17 protein-coding genes and 1 pseudogene are annotated in these 17,764 nt (G+C 39.0%); 14 read left to right on the top strand and 4 right to left on the bottom strand.

Annotation, left to right across the window (positions count from 1 at the left end; genetic code table 11):
• Nucleotides 1-47: 47 nt before the first annotated feature.
• Nucleotides 48-854: a tetratricopeptide repeat protein gene (locus tag FTV27_RS09785; protein ID WP_180078250.1), complete on the bottom strand. Its 807-nt coding sequence runs from the start codon at nucleotides 852-854 to the stop codon at nucleotides 48-50.
• 249 nt (nucleotides 855-1,103) lie between these two features.
• On the opposite strand from FTV27_RS09785, the gene FTV27_RS09780 reads away from it, so the two are divergent.
• The gene (locus FTV27_RS09780; protein WP_078191141.1) at nucleotides 1,104-1,349 is read left to right on the top strand and encodes a hypothetical protein; all 246 of its coding nucleotides are present in this window, start codon (nucleotides 1,104-1,106) and stop codon (nucleotides 1,347-1,349) included.
• Between the two features lie 208 nt (nucleotides 1,350-1,557).
• Nucleotides 1,558-2,742, top strand: coding sequence for a sorbosone dehydrogenase family protein (locus FTV27_RS09775; RefSeq protein WP_180078248.1), 1,185 nt, complete (start codon nucleotides 1,558-1,560; stop codon nucleotides 2,740-2,742).
• Between the two features lie 80 nt (nucleotides 2,743-2,822).
• Here the strand turns inward: FTV27_RS09775 and FTV27_RS09770 are convergent, their stop codons facing one another.
• The 3 genes from FTV27_RS09770 to FTV27_RS09760 all read right to left on the bottom strand — a co-directional run bounded on the left by FTV27_RS09770 (nucleotide 2,823) and on the right by FTV27_RS09760 (nucleotide 7,118).
• On the bottom strand, nucleotides 2,823-4,076 hold the full coding sequence (locus FTV27_RS09770; protein ID WP_180078246.1) for a YgcG family protein: 1,254 nt from the start codon (nucleotides 4,074-4,076) through the stop codon (nucleotides 2,823-2,825).
• A gap of 99 nt (nucleotides 4,077-4,175) precedes the next feature.
• Nucleotides 4,176-4,895, bottom strand: coding sequence for a folate-binding protein YgfZ (locus tag FTV27_RS09765; RefSeq protein WP_180078244.1), 720 nt, complete (start codon nucleotides 4,893-4,895; stop codon nucleotides 4,176-4,178).
• Between the two features lie 123 nt (nucleotides 4,896-5,018).
• Nucleotides 5,019-7,118 (bottom strand): multicopper oxidase family protein, encoded by a 2,100-nt coding sequence (locus tag FTV27_RS09760; RefSeq protein WP_180078242.1) that lies wholly within the window; start codon nucleotides 7,116-7,118, stop codon nucleotides 5,019-5,021.
• Between the two features lie 591 nt (nucleotides 7,119-7,709).
• Between FTV27_RS09760 and acnD the strand changes: the two genes are divergently transcribed.
• The 12 genes and pseudogenes from acnD (at nucleotide 7,710) to FTV27_RS09695 (ending at nucleotide 17,286) form a co-directional block, all read left to right on the top strand.
• A complete protein-coding gene (gene acnD, locus FTV27_RS09755; protein ID WP_180078240.1) occupies nucleotides 7,710-10,328 on the top strand; it encodes a Fe/S-dependent 2-methylisocitrate dehydratase AcnD in 2,619 nt (872 codons plus the stop codon).
• A 33-nt stretch (nucleotides 10,329-10,361) separates the two neighbouring features.
• Entirely contained in the window at nucleotides 10,362-10,805 is a 444-nt protein-coding gene (locus FTV27_RS09750; protein WP_180078238.1) for a hypothetical protein, read from the top strand.
• Between the two features lie 45 nt (nucleotides 10,806-10,850).
• The gene (locus FTV27_RS09745; RefSeq protein WP_180078237.1) at nucleotides 10,851-11,564 is read left to right on the top strand and encodes a hypothetical protein; all 714 of its coding nucleotides are present in this window, start codon (nucleotides 10,851-10,853) and stop codon (nucleotides 11,562-11,564) included.
• A 75-nt stretch (nucleotides 11,565-11,639) separates the two neighbouring features.
• Nucleotides 11,640-11,870 (top strand): antitoxin, encoded by a 231-nt coding sequence (locus FTV27_RS09740; RefSeq protein WP_180078235.1) that lies wholly within the window; start codon nucleotides 11,640-11,642, stop codon nucleotides 11,868-11,870.
• A complete protein-coding gene (locus FTV27_RS09735) occupies nucleotides 11,870-12,289 on the top strand; it encodes a type II toxin-antitoxin system VapC family toxin (RefSeq protein ID WP_078192327.1) in 420 nt (139 codons plus the stop codon). Before FTV27_RS09740 ends, FTV27_RS09735 begins: the two co-directional genes overlap by 1 nt.
• A 39-nt stretch (nucleotides 12,290-12,328) precedes the next feature.
• Complete coding sequence (locus FTV27_RS09730) at nucleotides 12,329-12,565, top strand: hypothetical protein (protein WP_143221616.1); 237 nt, start codon at nucleotides 12,329-12,331, stop codon at nucleotides 12,563-12,565.
• Nucleotides 12,566-12,692: 127 nt separating this feature from the next.
• Entirely contained in the window at nucleotides 12,693-13,268 is a 576-nt protein-coding gene (locus tag FTV27_RS09725; protein ID WP_180078233.1) for a DUF4126 domain-containing protein, read from the top strand.
• 193 nt (nucleotides 13,269-13,461) lie between these two features.
• Nucleotides 13,462-13,620: a hypothetical protein gene (locus tag FTV27_RS09715; protein WP_180078147.1), complete on the top strand. Its 159-nt coding sequence runs from the start codon at nucleotides 13,462-13,464 to the stop codon at nucleotides 13,618-13,620.
• A gap of 132 nt (nucleotides 13,621-13,752) precedes the next feature.
• Nucleotides 13,753-13,962, top strand: a complete 210-nt coding sequence (locus tag FTV27_RS09710) for a hypothetical protein (protein WP_078191130.1) — start codon at nucleotides 13,753-13,755, stop codon at nucleotides 13,960-13,962.
• 109 nt (nucleotides 13,963-14,071) lie between these two features.
• Nucleotides 14,072-14,266, top strand: a pseudogene (locus FTV27_RS09705) (hypothetical protein); the annotation flags it as partial.
• Between the two features lie 1,810 nt (nucleotides 14,267-16,076).
• The gene (locus tag FTV27_RS09700) at nucleotides 16,077-16,535 is read left to right on the top strand and encodes a GIY-YIG nuclease family protein (RefSeq protein WP_180078229.1); all 459 of its coding nucleotides are present in this window, start codon (nucleotides 16,077-16,079) and stop codon (nucleotides 16,533-16,535) included.
• 85 nt (nucleotides 16,536-16,620) lie between these two features.
• A complete protein-coding gene (locus FTV27_RS09695) occupies nucleotides 16,621-17,286 on the top strand; it encodes a pseudouridine synthase (RefSeq protein WP_111884818.1) in 666 nt (221 codons plus the stop codon).
• Nucleotides 17,287-17,764: the final 478 nt, after the last annotated feature.

The following is a 17,764-nucleotide window of genomic DNA, read 5'->3' as shown; positions in this document are numbered from 1 at the left end:
AACCCATGAAAAAGCCCTGCATGTGCAGGGCTTTTTTTAATGCTTAATTAACTCTTTTTCGCATTGGCTTTAGGTGCTTTGGCTTGTTCAGCAATCATTTTATCCACGGTTGCCAAAGATTCTTTCGCTTGCGGAATATTTTCTTTGGCTAATGCGCTAAATATTTTTTTAGCTTCAGGCAAATTTTGCGGGATGATATTGCCATTTACAAACATATTGCCCACCGCCATCAATGCAGGGACATAGCCTTTTTTTGCTAATTCTTGAATGCTATTTAGACCTTGCTGAATAGGCTTTTCATTTTTAGCTTTAAAGCCTGCACTGATGTCATAAAGTGCTTTGGCATGAATCGCAGGGTAGTTGCCTTTTTTAATCAGCGGATCAAGTTTACTGAGTGCCAATTTATCTGACTCAGGTTTATTTTCTGCAAAAAGTAAAATGGCATAGTCGATGGAGGCATCTTCAAAACCTGCCGAAGATGCGCGTTCTAAATATTGTTTGGCCTTGTTGGTGTCTTGTTTTAAGCCCAGTGTGCCCGTTGCATAATTTTTACCTAAAACATAGTTTGCAACAGGGTAGCCTTTGGCTGCAGCCTGTTCATAGAGTTGGATGGCTTTTTTCTCATCCTTCGCTACGCCTTGACCTGTTTGAGTAAGATAGCCCAAATTATAAATAGCCTGAGCATTACCTTTTGCTGCAAGCTTGCTCAGTGTTTGGTAGGCGCCATTCATATCTTTGGCCTTGACCATAGCTTCCACTTTAGCAAATTCAGGATCGACGGCATCTGTTTTAGTTTCAGCAAAAGCCAATTGAGTGCTCATTGCTAAAATGCTTGCGAGTAGGATTTTTTTCATCTTGAAACCTTTTTTAAATCATACACATAATTCCATTTATGTGTTTTGGTGGTTATTTTTTTCGGTTTTTACATCATAGGTAGATTTACGTAAATGTAAAGTGAGGAATTGTGATTTAAAGCGTTTTTATAAAATAATGTTGATTGCCCTTAGCGCTTTAAATGCCATGACTTTATTGCATCAAAAGCCTTTGCAAAAAAGCAGGACTCTGATTTAATCGCGCATTGTTATTTTCTCAGAGGCAGCGCGATGTTTATTAAAGGCATTAAACGCAATTACGATAAAATTAATGCAGATGAATCGATTGCAGATGAAGATAAAATCGATGCGCTTTTGATGAAACTGGGGGCAGAATTTTTAGTCAGTAAAGAGGATCGTGTTTATATTTTCAAAAAAGGCGATTTAGAAGCTAAATTTGATGCCAAACATGCGCGCGCCTATCATTTTAAAGAATATGTATGCAAAGACATGAATAAGTTGTTTCATGGATTTTGATTAAAATCATGATTTAAAAACGAAAACATGAGGGGGAATAAAGTTCCTCCTTATTTTTGTTTGTTGTGTACTGCACCAGCGTATGTGATTTAAAAAAACCTTAATTTTCAAAAGTATAATATTTTATAAAAATATAAATTGAATAAAATAGATACAAGGCATCTATGATGAATACAGATATACATGATTCATTGAGATGTATTTAAATATGATAAAAATAAGTGCCATCTTGATCCTTAGTTTCGTTTGTTCAATGACCAGTTGGGCTCAACAACCCAAGCTGGTACCTCATCCAATCCATTTAAAAAATGGCAAGCAGTTTTCTTTAAATTTGCCTACAAATTTCGAGATCATTCCTGCTGCTGATGGTCTCAAACGGGTACGCTTTTTTGCGCAAGCACCTGATCGCAGAATGTTTGTCACGGATATGTATGATCTAACAGATAATAAAAAAGGTACTGTGTATATATTGGATGATTGGAATGCTGACACCGGTAAATTTGGCAAAATCATTCCTTATTTGACTGGTTTGAGAAATCCAAATTCAGTTCAGTTTTATACCGATGCTCAAGGACAGGATTGGCTCTATTTGGCGGAAACGCATCGATTGACACGGCAAAAATTTAGTAGAGGAGAAACTCAGCCTTCGAGTAAGGCTGAAGTTTTAGCGACATTTCCCGATTATGGTTTGAGTTATAAATACGGCGGTTGGCATCTGACGCGGACGATTGCTATCGGTGGAAATGGAAAAGTTTATGTGTCGGTTGGTTCGAGTTGTAACGCCTGTGTTGAAAAAGAAAAAGTACGAGCCTCCGTCATTGAGATGAATCCTGATGGTTCAGAGCAACGGATTTATGCGACAGGTTTGCGTAATGCTGTTGGGCTAAAATGGATCGGTAGATTTCTATTTGCGACCAATCAAGGTGCTGATCATTTGGGACGTAAAAAGCCAGATGAAACTTTTTATGCGCTAAAACAGGATGTCGATTATGGTTGGCCCGCATGTTATTCATGGCTGGGCAATGTCTTGGCGGACTCTAAATTTAAACGTGCATCAGGCTGTAAAAATGTTCCATCGCCCTATGCTTATTTCCCTTCGCATTCCTCTGCATTAGGTTTTGATTATTTTGACCATCCAGACACAGATGACACCATCAAAAATTCTTTTTTAGTGGCTTTGCATGGCTCTACCGACGAAGCGATTGGCCATGGCTATCAAATTGCAATTATGCGTAAAGGGCAAAAACTTGAAACCTTTATGGATGGTTTTTTATTCGGTAAAACGGTAATTGGGCGGCCTGCAGATATTTATAAGATCGATGAAAAATCTTTTTATTTTTCGGATGATCGGGCAGGGGTGATTTATTATGTGAGGGAAAAAATTAGTGATTAAAAAGCCAAAGTCTTTAGGCTTTGGCTTTGAGTGATTGGATTTTAAAAAATTAATCTTTAATCGTCACGTCGTTTTAGGTATTACCATGAACCCGATGCGCCGCCGCCGCCTGAGCTGCCTCCTGAATCTCGTGAGGAAGATGAGGAAGAACTACTTGAGCTGCTTCCTGATGAAGAACTGCTGCTTGACGATGAAGAGCTGTAACTAGAGGAAGAAGACTGACTTGATTCGCTCGTTTTATTGAAAGGATTTAAACGCTCATATTGTTCATCCAACATTTTTTGACGTGCTTTTTCTTGTAAATATTGATTATAAAAAGCGGTGAGATAGGTATTTTCAGTCCCTGCTCTGAATCGATATAAAAACACCGCATATCTTAATAAAAGTAAAATAAAACAAGTGGTTATGGATGTTAATATAATGAATGATATTTGAGGATAGAATTCGATGAAGTAAAAAATGCCGAAGCCAAATAAAGCAAAAATCTGAAGTGGTAAGCTGTATAAAATAGTTTTAAGTAATCTGTATGGTTCATTGAAGGGAAGAAATATAGTCAACATAAAAGGGGCATAAAGAGGAATAGATGCGCAAAGTAAAAATGCAATTTTTCCAAAATTTAAATAACCAAAAATCAAAAGATGAATAAAAATTTCAAAGATAAGGAGTCCAATAAAAGCACCTAAGGCACCATTAGTACCAAATTTAATAATCACTTTTGTGTAACACCAATAGAGTGGGATACACAATAAGAATGATAGAAATATTCCAGCTATTGTTTTTAGAATGTGATCTATTTTTTGATCTTCGTTTTTAGGTTTACCAAGAGTAATTGATTTATCTAGTAACTTTTTTTGTGTTTCTTTAAAGCCATTAAAATAGTCATTATTTTGGAAATTTGGAGCGAGTGTGTGTCGAATTATGCGCCCAGCTTCTAGATCAGTGAAATCTCCCTCTAAACCATAACCTACCTCGAACCGCATTTTACGATCATCTTTTGCAACCAAAAGTAGTAAGCCGTTATCGAGCTTCTCATTGCCAATTTTAAGTTTATTGAATATCTCAAGTGCATATTGATCAATAGGTTTTCCATTGGTCGAGGGAATCATCAAAATTTTAAAGTCGATATGCTTTTGCTGATAAAGCTGCTCGTTTTGCTTTTTCAACTGGACAATTTCATCGCGGGAAAGCGAGTTGGTTTGATCGACCACATTGCTATTTTTTAGCTCTTCCAATACTGCTGAATCTATCTCGGCATAAATATTTGGTGATATAAAACAACTGAAGAGAATGAGGCAATTCAATAAGAAAAAGCGAAATGGGAAAGGGATGAGCATTTTTATAAATCTTTATATTTTGTTGTAATTTTAAATAGTAATCAGAATAAGAGCCAAACAACTTTTGTAATTTGGCTCTTATTTTCAAAATTAAGATGCTTAAGCAGGACGCGCCACATCACCATTCAAAGCTTCAGGCAAGGCTAAAACAGTTACATCTAACTCTTCTAAAGCTTCTGGACGAGCAACAACCAATGCTACATAACCATTATCTACAGCCGCGCTATTGACGACTTGTACGCCTTTATTCAGCTGTTCGCCTTGTGCAGGAGCAGCGCCTGTACCTGAAATCGCATGCAACCAAGCTTTCGGTTTGGCTTTAAACCATAAGCGTGCAATCACTTCCTGACCCAAATAACAGCCTTTGTCATAGTGGACGCCTTCACGCTGATGTAGACGTAACTCTTGCGGTTGGAACACATGTTCAAGCGCTTGGTCAATATAGGCCTGACCCGCTTGAATCGCTTGAATTTCCCATGCTGCAACATCCGTCGGTTCCGAAGTAAATGTCGTTTCATCACCGACTAAACTTGGAAAAACTGCACCAGTTTCTTCAAGTTTCATCTTAGAAAATGCACCATATTTTTTAATATGTTTGGCAAATTCTTCGGCTTGATCTGCTGTAGTGACAATAGAAAAACTTTCAGCACTGTGTTTGGTGAGCCATAAACCAAAATGAATACGGCCTTTGAGGTCGCAGATTGCGGTATAACGTGTTGCATTTTCTTCAAGGCGTTCAACATGTAAAGTCACTTGCCCTTGTAAAAATTTTTGTGCATCGACACCGTTGAGAGAAAAAGATGTGAATGCCATAGACATTGTCATGACCAGCCTCAGTATAAATTTTAGATATCATTAATCATGTTATTTTGCAGCAAGCCGCAGTGTTAGGCAAACAAAAAGCCCATATTGATATGGGCTTTTGTACAGCAGAGATCTGTCTTAGTGATTGTGTGTCGGCATATCGCTTGCAGTCATATCCATAGTGGAATGATGTGAAGGAGGCTCACTATTACAATCATATTGGTCGCCACAAATACGCACGGTTTCCATCATGCCTTGATCTTCATGGTCTAAAATATGGCAGTGCAGCACAAAGTCGCCTTCAAATTTTTCGTATTTACTGCGTACAAAGATTTTATAGCCCTGTTTGACGAAGAGCGTATCTTTCCAAACGCCTTTCATTCCATCATATTGCGAGTCAATATTTCCTGCACCATCTTTATCTGAGCTGCCGATCGCACTGACATCGACACCATTTTCATTCAATATTTTCACGACTTGGAATGGATTGACATGAATATGGAAGGGATGACTGGCAACATTACTGCTTAACTCCCACTCTTGAGTTTGCCCGATTGGAAGCTTGCGGACATAGCTATGGTGGGTATGGTCTTCATCATGGTAGGCATCGCCAAAGCTGATCAAGGTACCTTCTTCGGCATGACGAATACCAAATTTAAAGCTGCCATCTGTATTGAACAGAATGTCAAAGTTGGTGATTTGCTTCGCCATCGTTTTGAGCATTTCATCGACTTCAGCAGTCATTAAACTCGCATGAGAGATAAAGGCTGATAAATCACCCTGTTCGAGCTGTGCAATCACTTCTGGTGCCAGTTTTAGTTGGGTGGCCTGACTTTTTAAGAAGTTAAACGGTGTTTGCTGCGGTAGTTGAGTTGCTTGCACATTGACCCAACCGAGGAGTTGTGTATTGAGTTTTTCTTCTGGTGCGCGACGAAGTAACGGACTTGATTCAGGCGCATTAATTTCATCTTCTAGATTCAGCTTGGCATCGTATACACAGTATTTATTGGTGGTCGGGAAGGAGAGCATGGCATCAAAGCGATAACCCGGCTGAAAAATTTCAATCCCGTGCTTTTGGATTTTCCCCATGGTCAAGCCGTCTTGTGCAAGGGTATACAACGGTAATGTTTTCAGCGTTTTAAACTCTGAAGACATCGACTTGCTTTGATACTTTTGACATTCACTAAGGGTTTGCTTTGCGGTAAAGAGCGTAGAATCTGGCAGTTCTTTGATGGTCAAAGCAATGGTGTCACGGATACCGCCGTGAATCATGCGCCAGCGGTGGTATTGGTTTTGATCCACCTTAATTTCACCAAACATTTTGCCATTGATACTGGTAAAACGATTTTCATCCGCCCATGAGGTTGGTATATCGAGTTTTGAATAATCTTCTAAGCTATAGATGCAGGGAGTACCATTCACTTGGCTTAAATTGCTGTCGCAATCTTCATTGTATTGAATCTGCTGGAATAGCATGATTTTTTCATGGTCATACTGCTGGGTTTTTTGATTTTTCCATAAGATGTCCAAATCTCCAGTCTGCTGAATTTGCCCCTGACGAATGACAGGTTTCCGCTCTCCCTCAATAATCAATGGGCCAGCCATGCCACTTGAGACCTGAATCGCGGTTGAACCATGCACATGCGAGTGATACCAAAATGTTCCCGCAGGATGATTCGGTTCGATCTTAAATTCGTAATGAAAATCTTGCTGAGGTTTTAAGCTCAAAAATACGTTGTCACTATTTCCTTGCGGGCTAACCCAGAGACCATGTGTATGTAAATTTGTGGTGTTAAAACAGTTCCCTTGGTTAATATTGGTCACTGGACTTGGACAGGTCTCCGTCGATTCAACAGGGAGATGATTGACCAGATGAATTTTTAAATTGTCACCTTGTTTCGCACGAATTTGTGGGCCAACCAGCACATCCGAAACGCTGCCATTGGTATTTTTCGAGTTCCAGAGTTCAGGTCTAGTCAGATAGCCTCTGACCTGTAATAGGTCATTTTCACCCGTTTCAGGGTCGTATAAGGCTTGGCGTTTATACGCTATCAGCAGTTCATGCTCACCTTGTGCATTGGCCTTCAAACGTGGTGGATTCGAGACGACAGTAGGTGAGTCCGCTTCCTCTTCTTGAGTCGTCGAATCCGTTGTCGATTGGTCGTTTTCGCCACAGGCAATGAAGCTGAGACAGCTTAAGAGGCAGCCAGCCCCAATGATAGTTTTAAATTTTGTCATGATCTTTCCCCAAAGCATAATGACGGTAGAACAGTAATCGCAGATTTATTTAGCTAAGGTTTTGTAAATATTGTGATTATTTTGGCGAATACAGTGAATTACTGTGCTTGTATGTCGTGCTTTTATTATCTGAGAGAGGAGTGATTCGACGCTATCCCTGCAAATAGGGATAAATTGAGAATTAAGATAAAATAAATAATAAAACCGTGTTTTGATTCACATTATGACTTTGAGGCGCAATGAGCTAATAAAATAATTTAATGCCTTGATTATTAAATACTAAAATTGATAAGACTGATTTTTAATCAATTTGGTTGATATTTAGATTAAATATTATGCAGTGCAATTTTCCTTAGACTAAAGAATGAGGCAGATTTGCAGCTATTTTTCAAAAAAAATCACATTTAGAGCGAATATTCCAAAGTTAGTGTAACTAAATATTTCAAAAACCCCTGTTTTTATATTTAACTCTATGAAATATATCAGATTTGGGAAATGGGTTTTCGGCAGTGTAGTATGCCTATCGAACAAAGATGAATTGTCTATGAAAAAGACAACGCAAAAAAATGAAAGACCGAGGGCAGGAACGCTATGAACAACAACTACCGTAAACCGCTGCAAGGCACCCAGCTAGAATACTTCGATGTACGCCAAGCCGTAGAAGATATTCAGCCAGGCGCATACGCAAAACTCCCATATACATCTAAAGTCCTTGCAGAGCAGTTGGTTCGTAAATGCGACCCTGCAATCTTAGAACAGTCTTTAAAAGAACTGATTAACCGCAAACAAGACCACGATTTCCCTTGGTACCCTGCACGTGTGGTGTGCCATGACATCTTAGGTCAAACAGCCTTGGTTGACCTTGCAGGCTTGCGTGATGCGATTGCAGACCAAGGCGGTGACCCGTCAAAAGTCAATCCTGTTGTTCCAACGCAGCTGATTGTTGACCATTCTCTAGCTGTAGAGTTTGGCGGTTTTGACCCAGACGCATTTGAGAAAAACCGCGCGATTGAAGACCGTCGTAACGAAGACCGTTTCCATTTCATTGAATGGACCAAAACAGCCTTTGAAAATGTCGATGTGATCCCTGCGGGCAACGGCATCATGCATCAAATCAACTTGGAGAAAATGTCTCCAGTGATTCAAAACCGTGATGGTTTAGCTTTCCCTGATACTTGCGTGGGTACAGACTCACATACGCCGCATACTGATGCATTGGGTGTGATTTCTGTCGGTGTCGGCGGTCTAGAAGCTGAAAACGTGATGCTCGGCCGTGCATCTTGGATGCGTCTACCAGATATTATTGGTGTAGAGCTTGTCGGTCAGCGTAAAGCAGGCATTACCGCAACTGACATCGTATTGGCTTTAACTGAATTCTTGCGTAAAGAACGTGTGGTTGGTGCTTATTTAGAGTTCTTCGGTGAAGGTGCAGACAGCATGTCAGTGGGTGACCGTGCGACGATCTCAAACATGACCCCTGAATATGGTGCAACGGCTGCGATGTTCTACATTGACCAAAACACCATTGATTACCTGACATTGACAGGCCGTGAAGCGGATCAAGTGAAATTGGTTGAAACCTATGCCAAAGAAATTGGTCTTTGGGCGTCGGATATGACAGCGGCAGAATACCCGCGTGTACTACGTTTTGATTTATCACAAGTCACTCGTAATATTGCAGGTCCATCGAATCCACATGCACGTGTATCAACCGCTGATTTAAAAGCGAAAGGCATTGCAGGTAACTTAGAAGCGGCTAAAGCTCAGGAAGCTGAAGGTTTAATGCCTGATGGCGCAATCATCATTGCAGCAATCACCTCATGTACAAACACTTCTAACCCACGTAATACCGTGGCAGCAGGCTTACTTGCACGTAAAGCTAATGAGTTAGGACTTGTGCGTAAACCTTGGGTGAAATCATCATTTGCACCAGGTTCTAAAGCAGCAGCTTTATACCTAGAAGAAGCAGGTGTATTGGGTGATTTAGAAAAACTAGGCTTTGGTATCGTAGCCTATGCATGTACGACGTGTAATGGTATGTCGGGCGCGCTCGATCCAGTGATTCAGCAAGAAATTATTGACCGTGATTTGTACGCAACTGCGGTACTTTCAGGTAACCGTAACTTTGACGGCCGTATCCATCCATACGCAAAACAAGCATTCTTGGCTTCTCCACCTTTAGTTGTGGCGTATGCCATTGCAGGGACGATTCGTTTTGATATCGAAACCGATTCACTGGGCAATGACAAAGACGGTAATCCAATTTACTTAAAAGACATTTGGCCGTCTGATGCTGAAATTGATGCATTGGTGAAAAAAGCGGTGAAGCCTGAACAGTTTAAGAAAGTGTATATCCCAATGTTTGATTTGGGTGAGCGTGAAAAAGCGGCAAGCCCACTATACGACTGGCGTCCGCAAAGTACTTATATCCGCCGTCCGCCGTATTGGGAAGGGGCATTGGCTGCACCGCGTACACTTGCAAATATGCGTCCGCTTGCGATTCTGCCTGACAACATCACCACAGACCATTTATCGCCTTCAAATGCGATCATGATGGATTCGGCTGCGGGTGAATATCTGCATAAAATGGGCGTGCCTGAAGAAGACTTTAACTCATACGCAACCCACCGCGGTGACCATTTGACAGCACAGCGTGCAACATTTGCCAACCCGAAATTGTTCAATGAAATGGTGGTTCGCTCTGACGGTACGATCAAGCAAGGTTCAAAAGCGCGTGTAGAGCCTGAAGGCGAAGTGATGCGTATGTGGGAAGCGATTGAAACTTATATGAACCGCAAGCAGCCGCTGATCATCATTGCAGGTAAAGACTATGGTCAAGGTTCGAGCCGTGACTGGGCTGCCAAAGGTGTGCGCCTTGCAGGTGTAGAAGTGATTGTAGCGGAAGGTTTTGAGCGTATTCACCGTACCAACTTGGTGGGTATGGGCGTGTTACCGCTTGAGTTTAAAGCAGGGACTGACCGTAAAACCTTGAAGCTTGATGGTACTGAGTTGTATAGCGTGATTGGTAATATTGCGCCGCGTTCTGACTTAACTTTAGTCGTTGAGCGTTCTACAGCAGACGGCAAAAATGAAATTATTAAAGTGCCTGTGACTTGCCGTTTGGATACTGAAGAAGAAGTGCATGTGTATGAAGCGGGTGGTGTATTGCAGCGTTTTGCACAGGACTTTTTAGAAGGGAATGTGGCTTGATTGAGAGAGAGGCTCCAATTTAGGGGCCTTTTTTTGGAGGATAATATTTTGGAAAATGAGGATATTTTTCATAAGGTTTTTGAGTTAGAAGAAGCAATCATTAGTTATTTTAAAGACCTAAATAAGCAGGGTGTATGGTTATTTTTAGCTATATTAGGTGCATTTAGTGCTCCAAATGATTATTTAAAATGGCTAGCTTTTATAATAATCATTATTATGGTAGCTCGTGAAGTTGTTAATACTAAGGCTTGGTATTTAGCAGAGAATAATAATTTCAAAAAGATGCTTAACCTGTATGAAAATAAAATTGATCAAAGTGATATAGATTTAGCGTATAAAAACATATTGAAAGAAAGACTTATTCAGTTAGATCAAAAATATTTTACATTTGGACTTACCTCATTGAATATAGGTATTAATTTTTTTCTTGCAATGATTTTTTTGGCAGCATCAATTACATATATGATTTTAAAGTAAAAATTCGGTTGACTGTTATTAGTAAAATTACATTCAGGAGATGAGATGACTGATAATAACTTAAACACAAATTTTCTCGATACCAGGGTTGCAACTTACAAGGCAGTAGTAGGTTTAGTACCAGGTTTTGGTTCAATACTTTCAGAAATTGTCGGGGCTATTATTCCCGATCAGCGAATGGATAGATTGGTTAAATATATAAAAATATTAGATGAAAAAGTTCAGCAAATAGACAGTGAGTTTTTAGAAATTGTTAGAACTAATGAAGCAGTTATTGATCTTATAGAAGAAGGATTTGTTCAGGCATCTCGATCACTCACAGATGAGAGACGGGAATATATTGCAAATTTAGTTTGCAATGGGATATCGGATGAAGTCAAAAATATTTCAGATAGTAAGTATGTATTAAAGTTACTAGGTGAGCTTAATGATCAGGAAGTGATTTGGTTACGTTCTTTTTTAGATCCAACAATTGGTGGAGATCAGGAGTTTCGTCGTAAACATGAAAATGTACTTGAGCCGATTAGAGCCTATATTGGTGTGGATGATAGTATCTTAGAACAAAAAGATATTCAGGAAAGCTATAAATTACATTTGGAAAGATTAAGGCTAATTCGGTCAATTTATAAATTTGACAATAAAACGAAGTTACCAAAGTTTAATAATCACGGGGTGCCTGAGATTTCTTATAGATTGATTACTCCACTTGGTAAGCTAATGCTAAAGAGAATAGGTCTTTTAGATTCTACGAATCTGTAAATATTTTAATGTAATTGAAAAACACTTGAAAAATACCTATCATAAGATATATATCAAAACTGATGGAGTAGTACTATGACTACCGCAAAAGTTTTTATGACAGGTCGCAGCCAAGCTATTCGCTTACCCAAAGAATTTCGCTTTGAAGGCAAAGAAGTTGAAATCTTCCGCCGTGGCGATGAGGTTATACTGCGAGAAAAACCAGTCACAGCAGATCAACTATTTAAAGTCTTGGCACAAATGCCAGACGATTTTTATGCGGAAAAAAGAGTGGATGAACCACCGCAAGAACGAGAAGAGTTCTAATGCCAACACAATATTTATTAGATACCAATATCTGTATTTATATCACCAAGCATCAACCCGAAATTGTCCGTCAGCATTTTGAAAAACATTTACCTGACGGCAATATTTTTATTTCAGTGATTACTTTGGGGGAACTTCGCTTTGGTGCGGAAAAAAGCCAATGGAAAGACAAAGCTTTCAAAGTGATTGATGAATTAACTTCAATCATTCCTGTTATAGAGTTAGATGAACACACCGCCGTACACTATGCTCAAATTCGAAAACAGTTAGCGCTTCAGGGGCAAATTATTGGCAATAACGATTTATGGCTAGCTGCTCATGCACGATCAAATAATTGGGTCATGGTCACAAACAATGAAAAAGAATTTCTGCGTGTAGACGAACTGCAAGTAGAAAACTGGCTCAGCAAATCGCTGTAAACCCACCAAAATTTCCATTCGAAATTATGCTTTGCCTAAATGCCATTATCAATTGTCGAAATGACCAATAGACATTCATCACAAGAGGGTTATACTGAATCTACCATTTCTAAAAACACATGGAGAACAAAAATGGTTACTGCTGGTCAAAAACCCGGAACAGGCTTCTATTTTTGTGTTCAATGCGGACACCGCGTCTACTTAGAAATTGGTACTGATCGTTTACCACCGTGTACCAAATGCCAAGGCAATCAATTTAACAATAAGAATGCCTAAGCTGCAAAACACTAACAGTTATCCGCTGTTTAGAAAGAAAAGCCCTATCACTCGATAGGGCTTTTTGCTAACGTATAACACTGCATCTATAAAAACAAATTGTACGTTTAACCGTTCGGAGAAGCCCATGGAAACAATATTAGGACTGTGTATTGGTATTGGCTTAAGTGCTGCTTGTGGCTTCCGTGTCTTTGTACCTTTATTGGTGATGAGTGTTGCTTCCATTTTAGGATTATTCGAACCGATGAAAGGATTCGAATGGTTGTCTATGCCTGCGGTTTGTATTGGCTTAGCAATTGCGACTGTCTGTGAAATCGCTGCGTACTATATTCCTTGGGTAGACAATGCCCTCGACACCATTTCAACACCTGCAGCCATGATTGCAGGGACCATTGCTACAATGGCAGTAAGCTCAGGTGAAATGTCACAGTTTGCCAGTTGGGCTGCTGCAATTATCGTGGGTGGTGGTACAGCAACAGCAGTGCAAATGAGTACCGTCGCTGCGCGTGGCGTATCTACCGCAACCACAGGTGGCGTTGCAAATCCGATCTTATCTACAGGGGAATGGATTGGCGCGGCGGTCTTGTCAGTATTGGCCTTTTTAGTCCCATTTTTTGTGGTGATCTTAGTGATTGCGATCGTGATCTGGTTGGTTCGACGTATTCGCCAAAAACGAGCTGTACAGGTCGATACCCCTTTATAAACCAGTCAAGATTCCACTATAAAATGAATCCATCTTTTAGAGTGAGTGATCTGCGTTATGCTTAATAAATATAGAAATAAAAATCAGAAACTGAGTTTTGGCAAAGTTTGCTAAAGATTATAAAAATTATAAGAAGTGCTACTGATACAGAGACCATCATACCGTTCGTGACGAGTACTATAGGTTGTCTGATGTGGACGTCGTATTTGTTGATGTCAGTTCGAGTGAAAAATACCTTTACTCAACATTCCAAGCACTTGGCTTAAGCGCAAAAAATGCAATCGAGCAATCGCATCTATCCGTCCTAAAAGAGCACATCATTATGCGTTTAAGTCATCCAAGAGACGGCTAAAAAAATCTTTAAATACCGATTGATTTTTGAACAATAAAGGCATAATTTTATTATGTGATTATAAATCACATAATTTTTATATGGATTTATTAATCTTTTGAATTTTATAAAAAATAATGAGGGGAATGGTAGATGATTAAATTTATAGTGGATGAAAATGCCTTAACGAATGGCTCGCATTTAATTCACAATGGTACGCAAGGATGTGTAGACATGCCGCAATTTGACCAGCAAATATTGATTGGTTATTTTGCCAATTTCGAACTCGCTTATAAGCGTGCACGAATGAGCTGGCCAACAGAAAAAGTTGTTGGTTGCGATAAATGCTGTAGTCAAAGCTAGAAATTCAACATGTATGTACCTTGAAATAACGCTGTATATCCAAGAAAAATGGCGCAGAAATTGCTAACTAAAACAGGTAATCGCGTTATGAATAGGATATACAGCATGACCTTTGATCCTGATTATCATTGGTGGTGCGATTGGACTGGTATATGCCGTGATTGGATATCTGATCAATCTCAAAATATATGCATCAGACCTCAGCCGAATGAATAAAATTTTGGCCAATTTACTTTGTGGTATGACGGCATATAGTGGTTGGTGGTTTAGCGCACAGTGGGTACAAAGCTATTTAGCTCAATGACCAATAATGCGTTGAATAGATCATCCATTAAATAGCTGATGTTACACACTTAAAAGTAGTTTTGCATTTTTAAAATGATTTTTAATTCTATTCGATGGCATCTTATATCTAGGGATTGAATAAAGGGATTAGCCTTCGGCTGGAGGTACTCTTACGAAACATTGTTTCTCATTCGGCAAAATGAGAAGCGAAGCTTCGCAAGGAAACCATCTTGCGGAGCAATGCTCCTCACCGCAAAACTCGCTCATTACCGTCAAATTATTCACAGTATCGCAAAAACATTTTTGATTAAAAGTAACCCTGTCTCAAACACTTGCGGATGACGTTACCGCGTATCGTTCATTTATTTGAAGCAAATTGTGCTTCTGATGTTATTGCGTAACATCAGTTCAATAAGTAGAACAAAGATAGATCTAGATCATTAGTTACTCACTGAGCGGTGTTTTGTGAGTCATAATCAATGTAGATAATTCAAATGAAGGGATGAATGCTCAGCGGCGATATATTTTTAAATTTGACGCTGTGTTTGGACGTTTTGTCTGTTGTAAAAGAAAATTTTCTTATAATTGGGCAAATCTGCAGATAAAAAACGCTGAAATGAGCTGAAAAGATAAAATATCCTGCTAAACCTAAAATGGCTGAAAAAATTTGCTGAATTTGCAGAAAATTAGAAAAACTTAGGAAATTAATCCCGATCCTCTTTGGTTAAAGTATATCTCAAGGGTGTGATAGAGATTGAAAAGAGTAGCATGCTGTCAGTGGTGCAAAACACGAGTACAGTACTCACCCAAAAGGTCTCGATTCAGCTTAGGACGCTATAAACCAGAAGTTTATAGGCTATAAGATCATGACTTACAAAGTGATGATAGTTGAAGTAAACAATATTGTTTTCTCTTATACCACCCCAAAAATTTAAGCCAAAATAAAAAAGAATAATGAATCATTACTCCTTTAATCCGCATAAAACAAACCACACCAGTTTAATCACCATAAGCTTAAAGAGTATCAGGCATCTCCCGTAAAAATAGTCCTAAGCCAAGTGTTAAATCTGAACGAATTTCATTTTCATCGCATTGAATAGCTTCTGTGCTTTTTGCTACTTTTTTCAAGCACACCTCAATTTTCAAATCTCGCTGTGGTATGCATTATTGACTCTTAATCCAGTTGGAGAACTCATTTCAATACAAGTTCTCATTGGTTAAAAGTCCTGTCTAGAATTCAAATGATCCCGATGGTTTGAGTGATAAACTATGGCGAAAATTCTCGGGAAAAGTCATTTATCAGATGGAAAAAATGCTAAAACATGATACAAGAAGAAAATATTTTCAATATATCTTTAAATATGAAAAATATTTTTAAAATAAGTCAAAAATAGTAATTTTCAGGGAAACAATCCCTCATCGATACCACTACTATATATCTCAAGGGTGTGATAGAGATTGAAAAGAGTAGCATGCTGTCAGTGGTGCAAAACACGTGTACAGTACTCACCCAAAAGGTCTCGATTCAGCTTAGGACGCTATAAACCAGAAGTTTATAGGCTATAAGATCATGACTTACAAAGTGATGATAGTTGAAGTAAACAATACTGTTTTCTCTTACACCCTAAAAAATTTTTAAGAATTAAATCGAATAATAAATCCTTCCATCTTTTTCAAAATTCCAAACTTCGCATTCATTCCAGACAAACTTTGATCATTGCTGATGTAATGAATATCACGCAGAACAACTCAAACTTAATCTAAGCTTCGGATTGTCCTTTTTCACAAAGTTGTTATGCTTAACTATCTAAATTTTAAATAATTTTGATATGGGTTATCTGAATCAATTGATACAGGATTGTCTGCAGGCACAGCAGACTAAAGCTGAGCGTATATTTGAGTTTTCAAGTTTTGATGATCTTGCTCTACACGCACATTATATTTATGTGATAGAGCAGGTTGGTGGCGATATACAGCAGACATATCAGGACTATGCTGCATTTAAGGCATTGAAAACCCATGCCTGTGCCAAGTTAAATCAACCCAATCACATTCTGTATGTTGGATCATCACGGACAGGTATAAAGAACCGTTTAAAACAACATCTAGGTCTTGGGCCTAAACAAACTTATGCCTTGCATTTGTCACAGTGGTTTCAGGGCAAATATCGCATCACACTACATCAGTATCCTTTAACCACAAGTGCAAGCATCTTACAGTTACTGGAGGATGATTTGTCTCATTCATTAGCACCAGCCTTTGGTAAATTGGGGAGCAATAATCGTTAGGGTTAGACCTGATCGGTTAAAGTCGATTGACAGCGAATTAGTCAGTTGTTATTTTGCCGACATTCTCTCAGTACACAGTCTATCCATGCCTTTAGATCCCAACTTTGTCTATGCGCCGCCTCAAGGTCCTCTACGTATTTTGTATGAAGATGCAGACTTGGTTGTCATCGAAAAACCGGCGGAATTGCTGTCGGTTCCGGGACGTTTGCCTGAGCATCATGACAGTGCCTATCTTCGTGTTTTGCAACAGTATCCTGCTGCAAAAATTACCCATCGTTTAGACATGGCAACATCAGGCATTTTGATGTTTGCGAAACACCGCGATGCAGAAGTGGCGGTGAGTAAAATGTTCCAAGCGCGAACGGTTCAAAAGCAATATGTGGCTTTGGTTCAGGGCAAACTTGAAGGTGAGGGCAGTGTTGAAGTGCCCCTCATTACGGACTGGGAAAATCGCCCACGACAGATGGTGCATTTTGAATTGGGAAAACCCTCAAAAACCTTGTATCAAGCCATTAGCTATGACGCAAGCAAAGACATTAGCCGAGTATTATTAACGCCAGTGACAGGGCGTTCTCATCAGCTACGTGTACACATGATGCATATTGGGCACCCCATTACAGGGGATCAACTGTATCACCCGAATGCAAAGCAAAGCTCACTCGGACGGATGGCGTTACATGCTTGCGATCTGGCATTTACCCAGCCCTTAACCCAACAAGCTGTTCATATTCATTGCGCAGCAGAATTTTAAAGCATATTCATGTGAATGCTCACTGTTCATAAAATCTGCTGTATTGAATTGAAATTTTTAGGCAGCTTAGCAAGCTAAGAATAATTACAGCCTTAAATAGATTTTTCTGCTTTAAAAATGAATAATGATGTACAACATATCCCCAATTCTGGGGATATATAAATAATTTAAATATCTCTATAAAGTGTGTGAAATATTTACAAAGATTAATATTAAGTTTCTTTGTATCTTTTAGTAAATAAATACCATTTCTAAAGTTTTATTATATTTTCTAAAGAATATTGATTGATTATTTTTTAATATGAAAATTTTTTATTAAATTGATTTAAAACAGTATTTTAGTTGAATTTTGTGCAAGTGTGTATTTGGTCAGATAAATACGGTTTTTTGCATTTGTTCTGCTAATATGAAATGAATTATAGATTTTAACTTTTGTAACTTAGGTTTGTTTTGGGGGATAAACTTAAATTATTGAAGC

This window comes from Acinetobacter sp. YH12251 (assembly GCF_013417465.1).
GTDB lineage: Bacteria > Pseudomonadota > Gammaproteobacteria > Pseudomonadales > Moraxellaceae > Acinetobacter > Acinetobacter amyesii.
The sequence above is the reverse complement of the archived record's forward strand: the minus strand, read 5'-3'. Positions and strand labels throughout refer to the sequence as shown.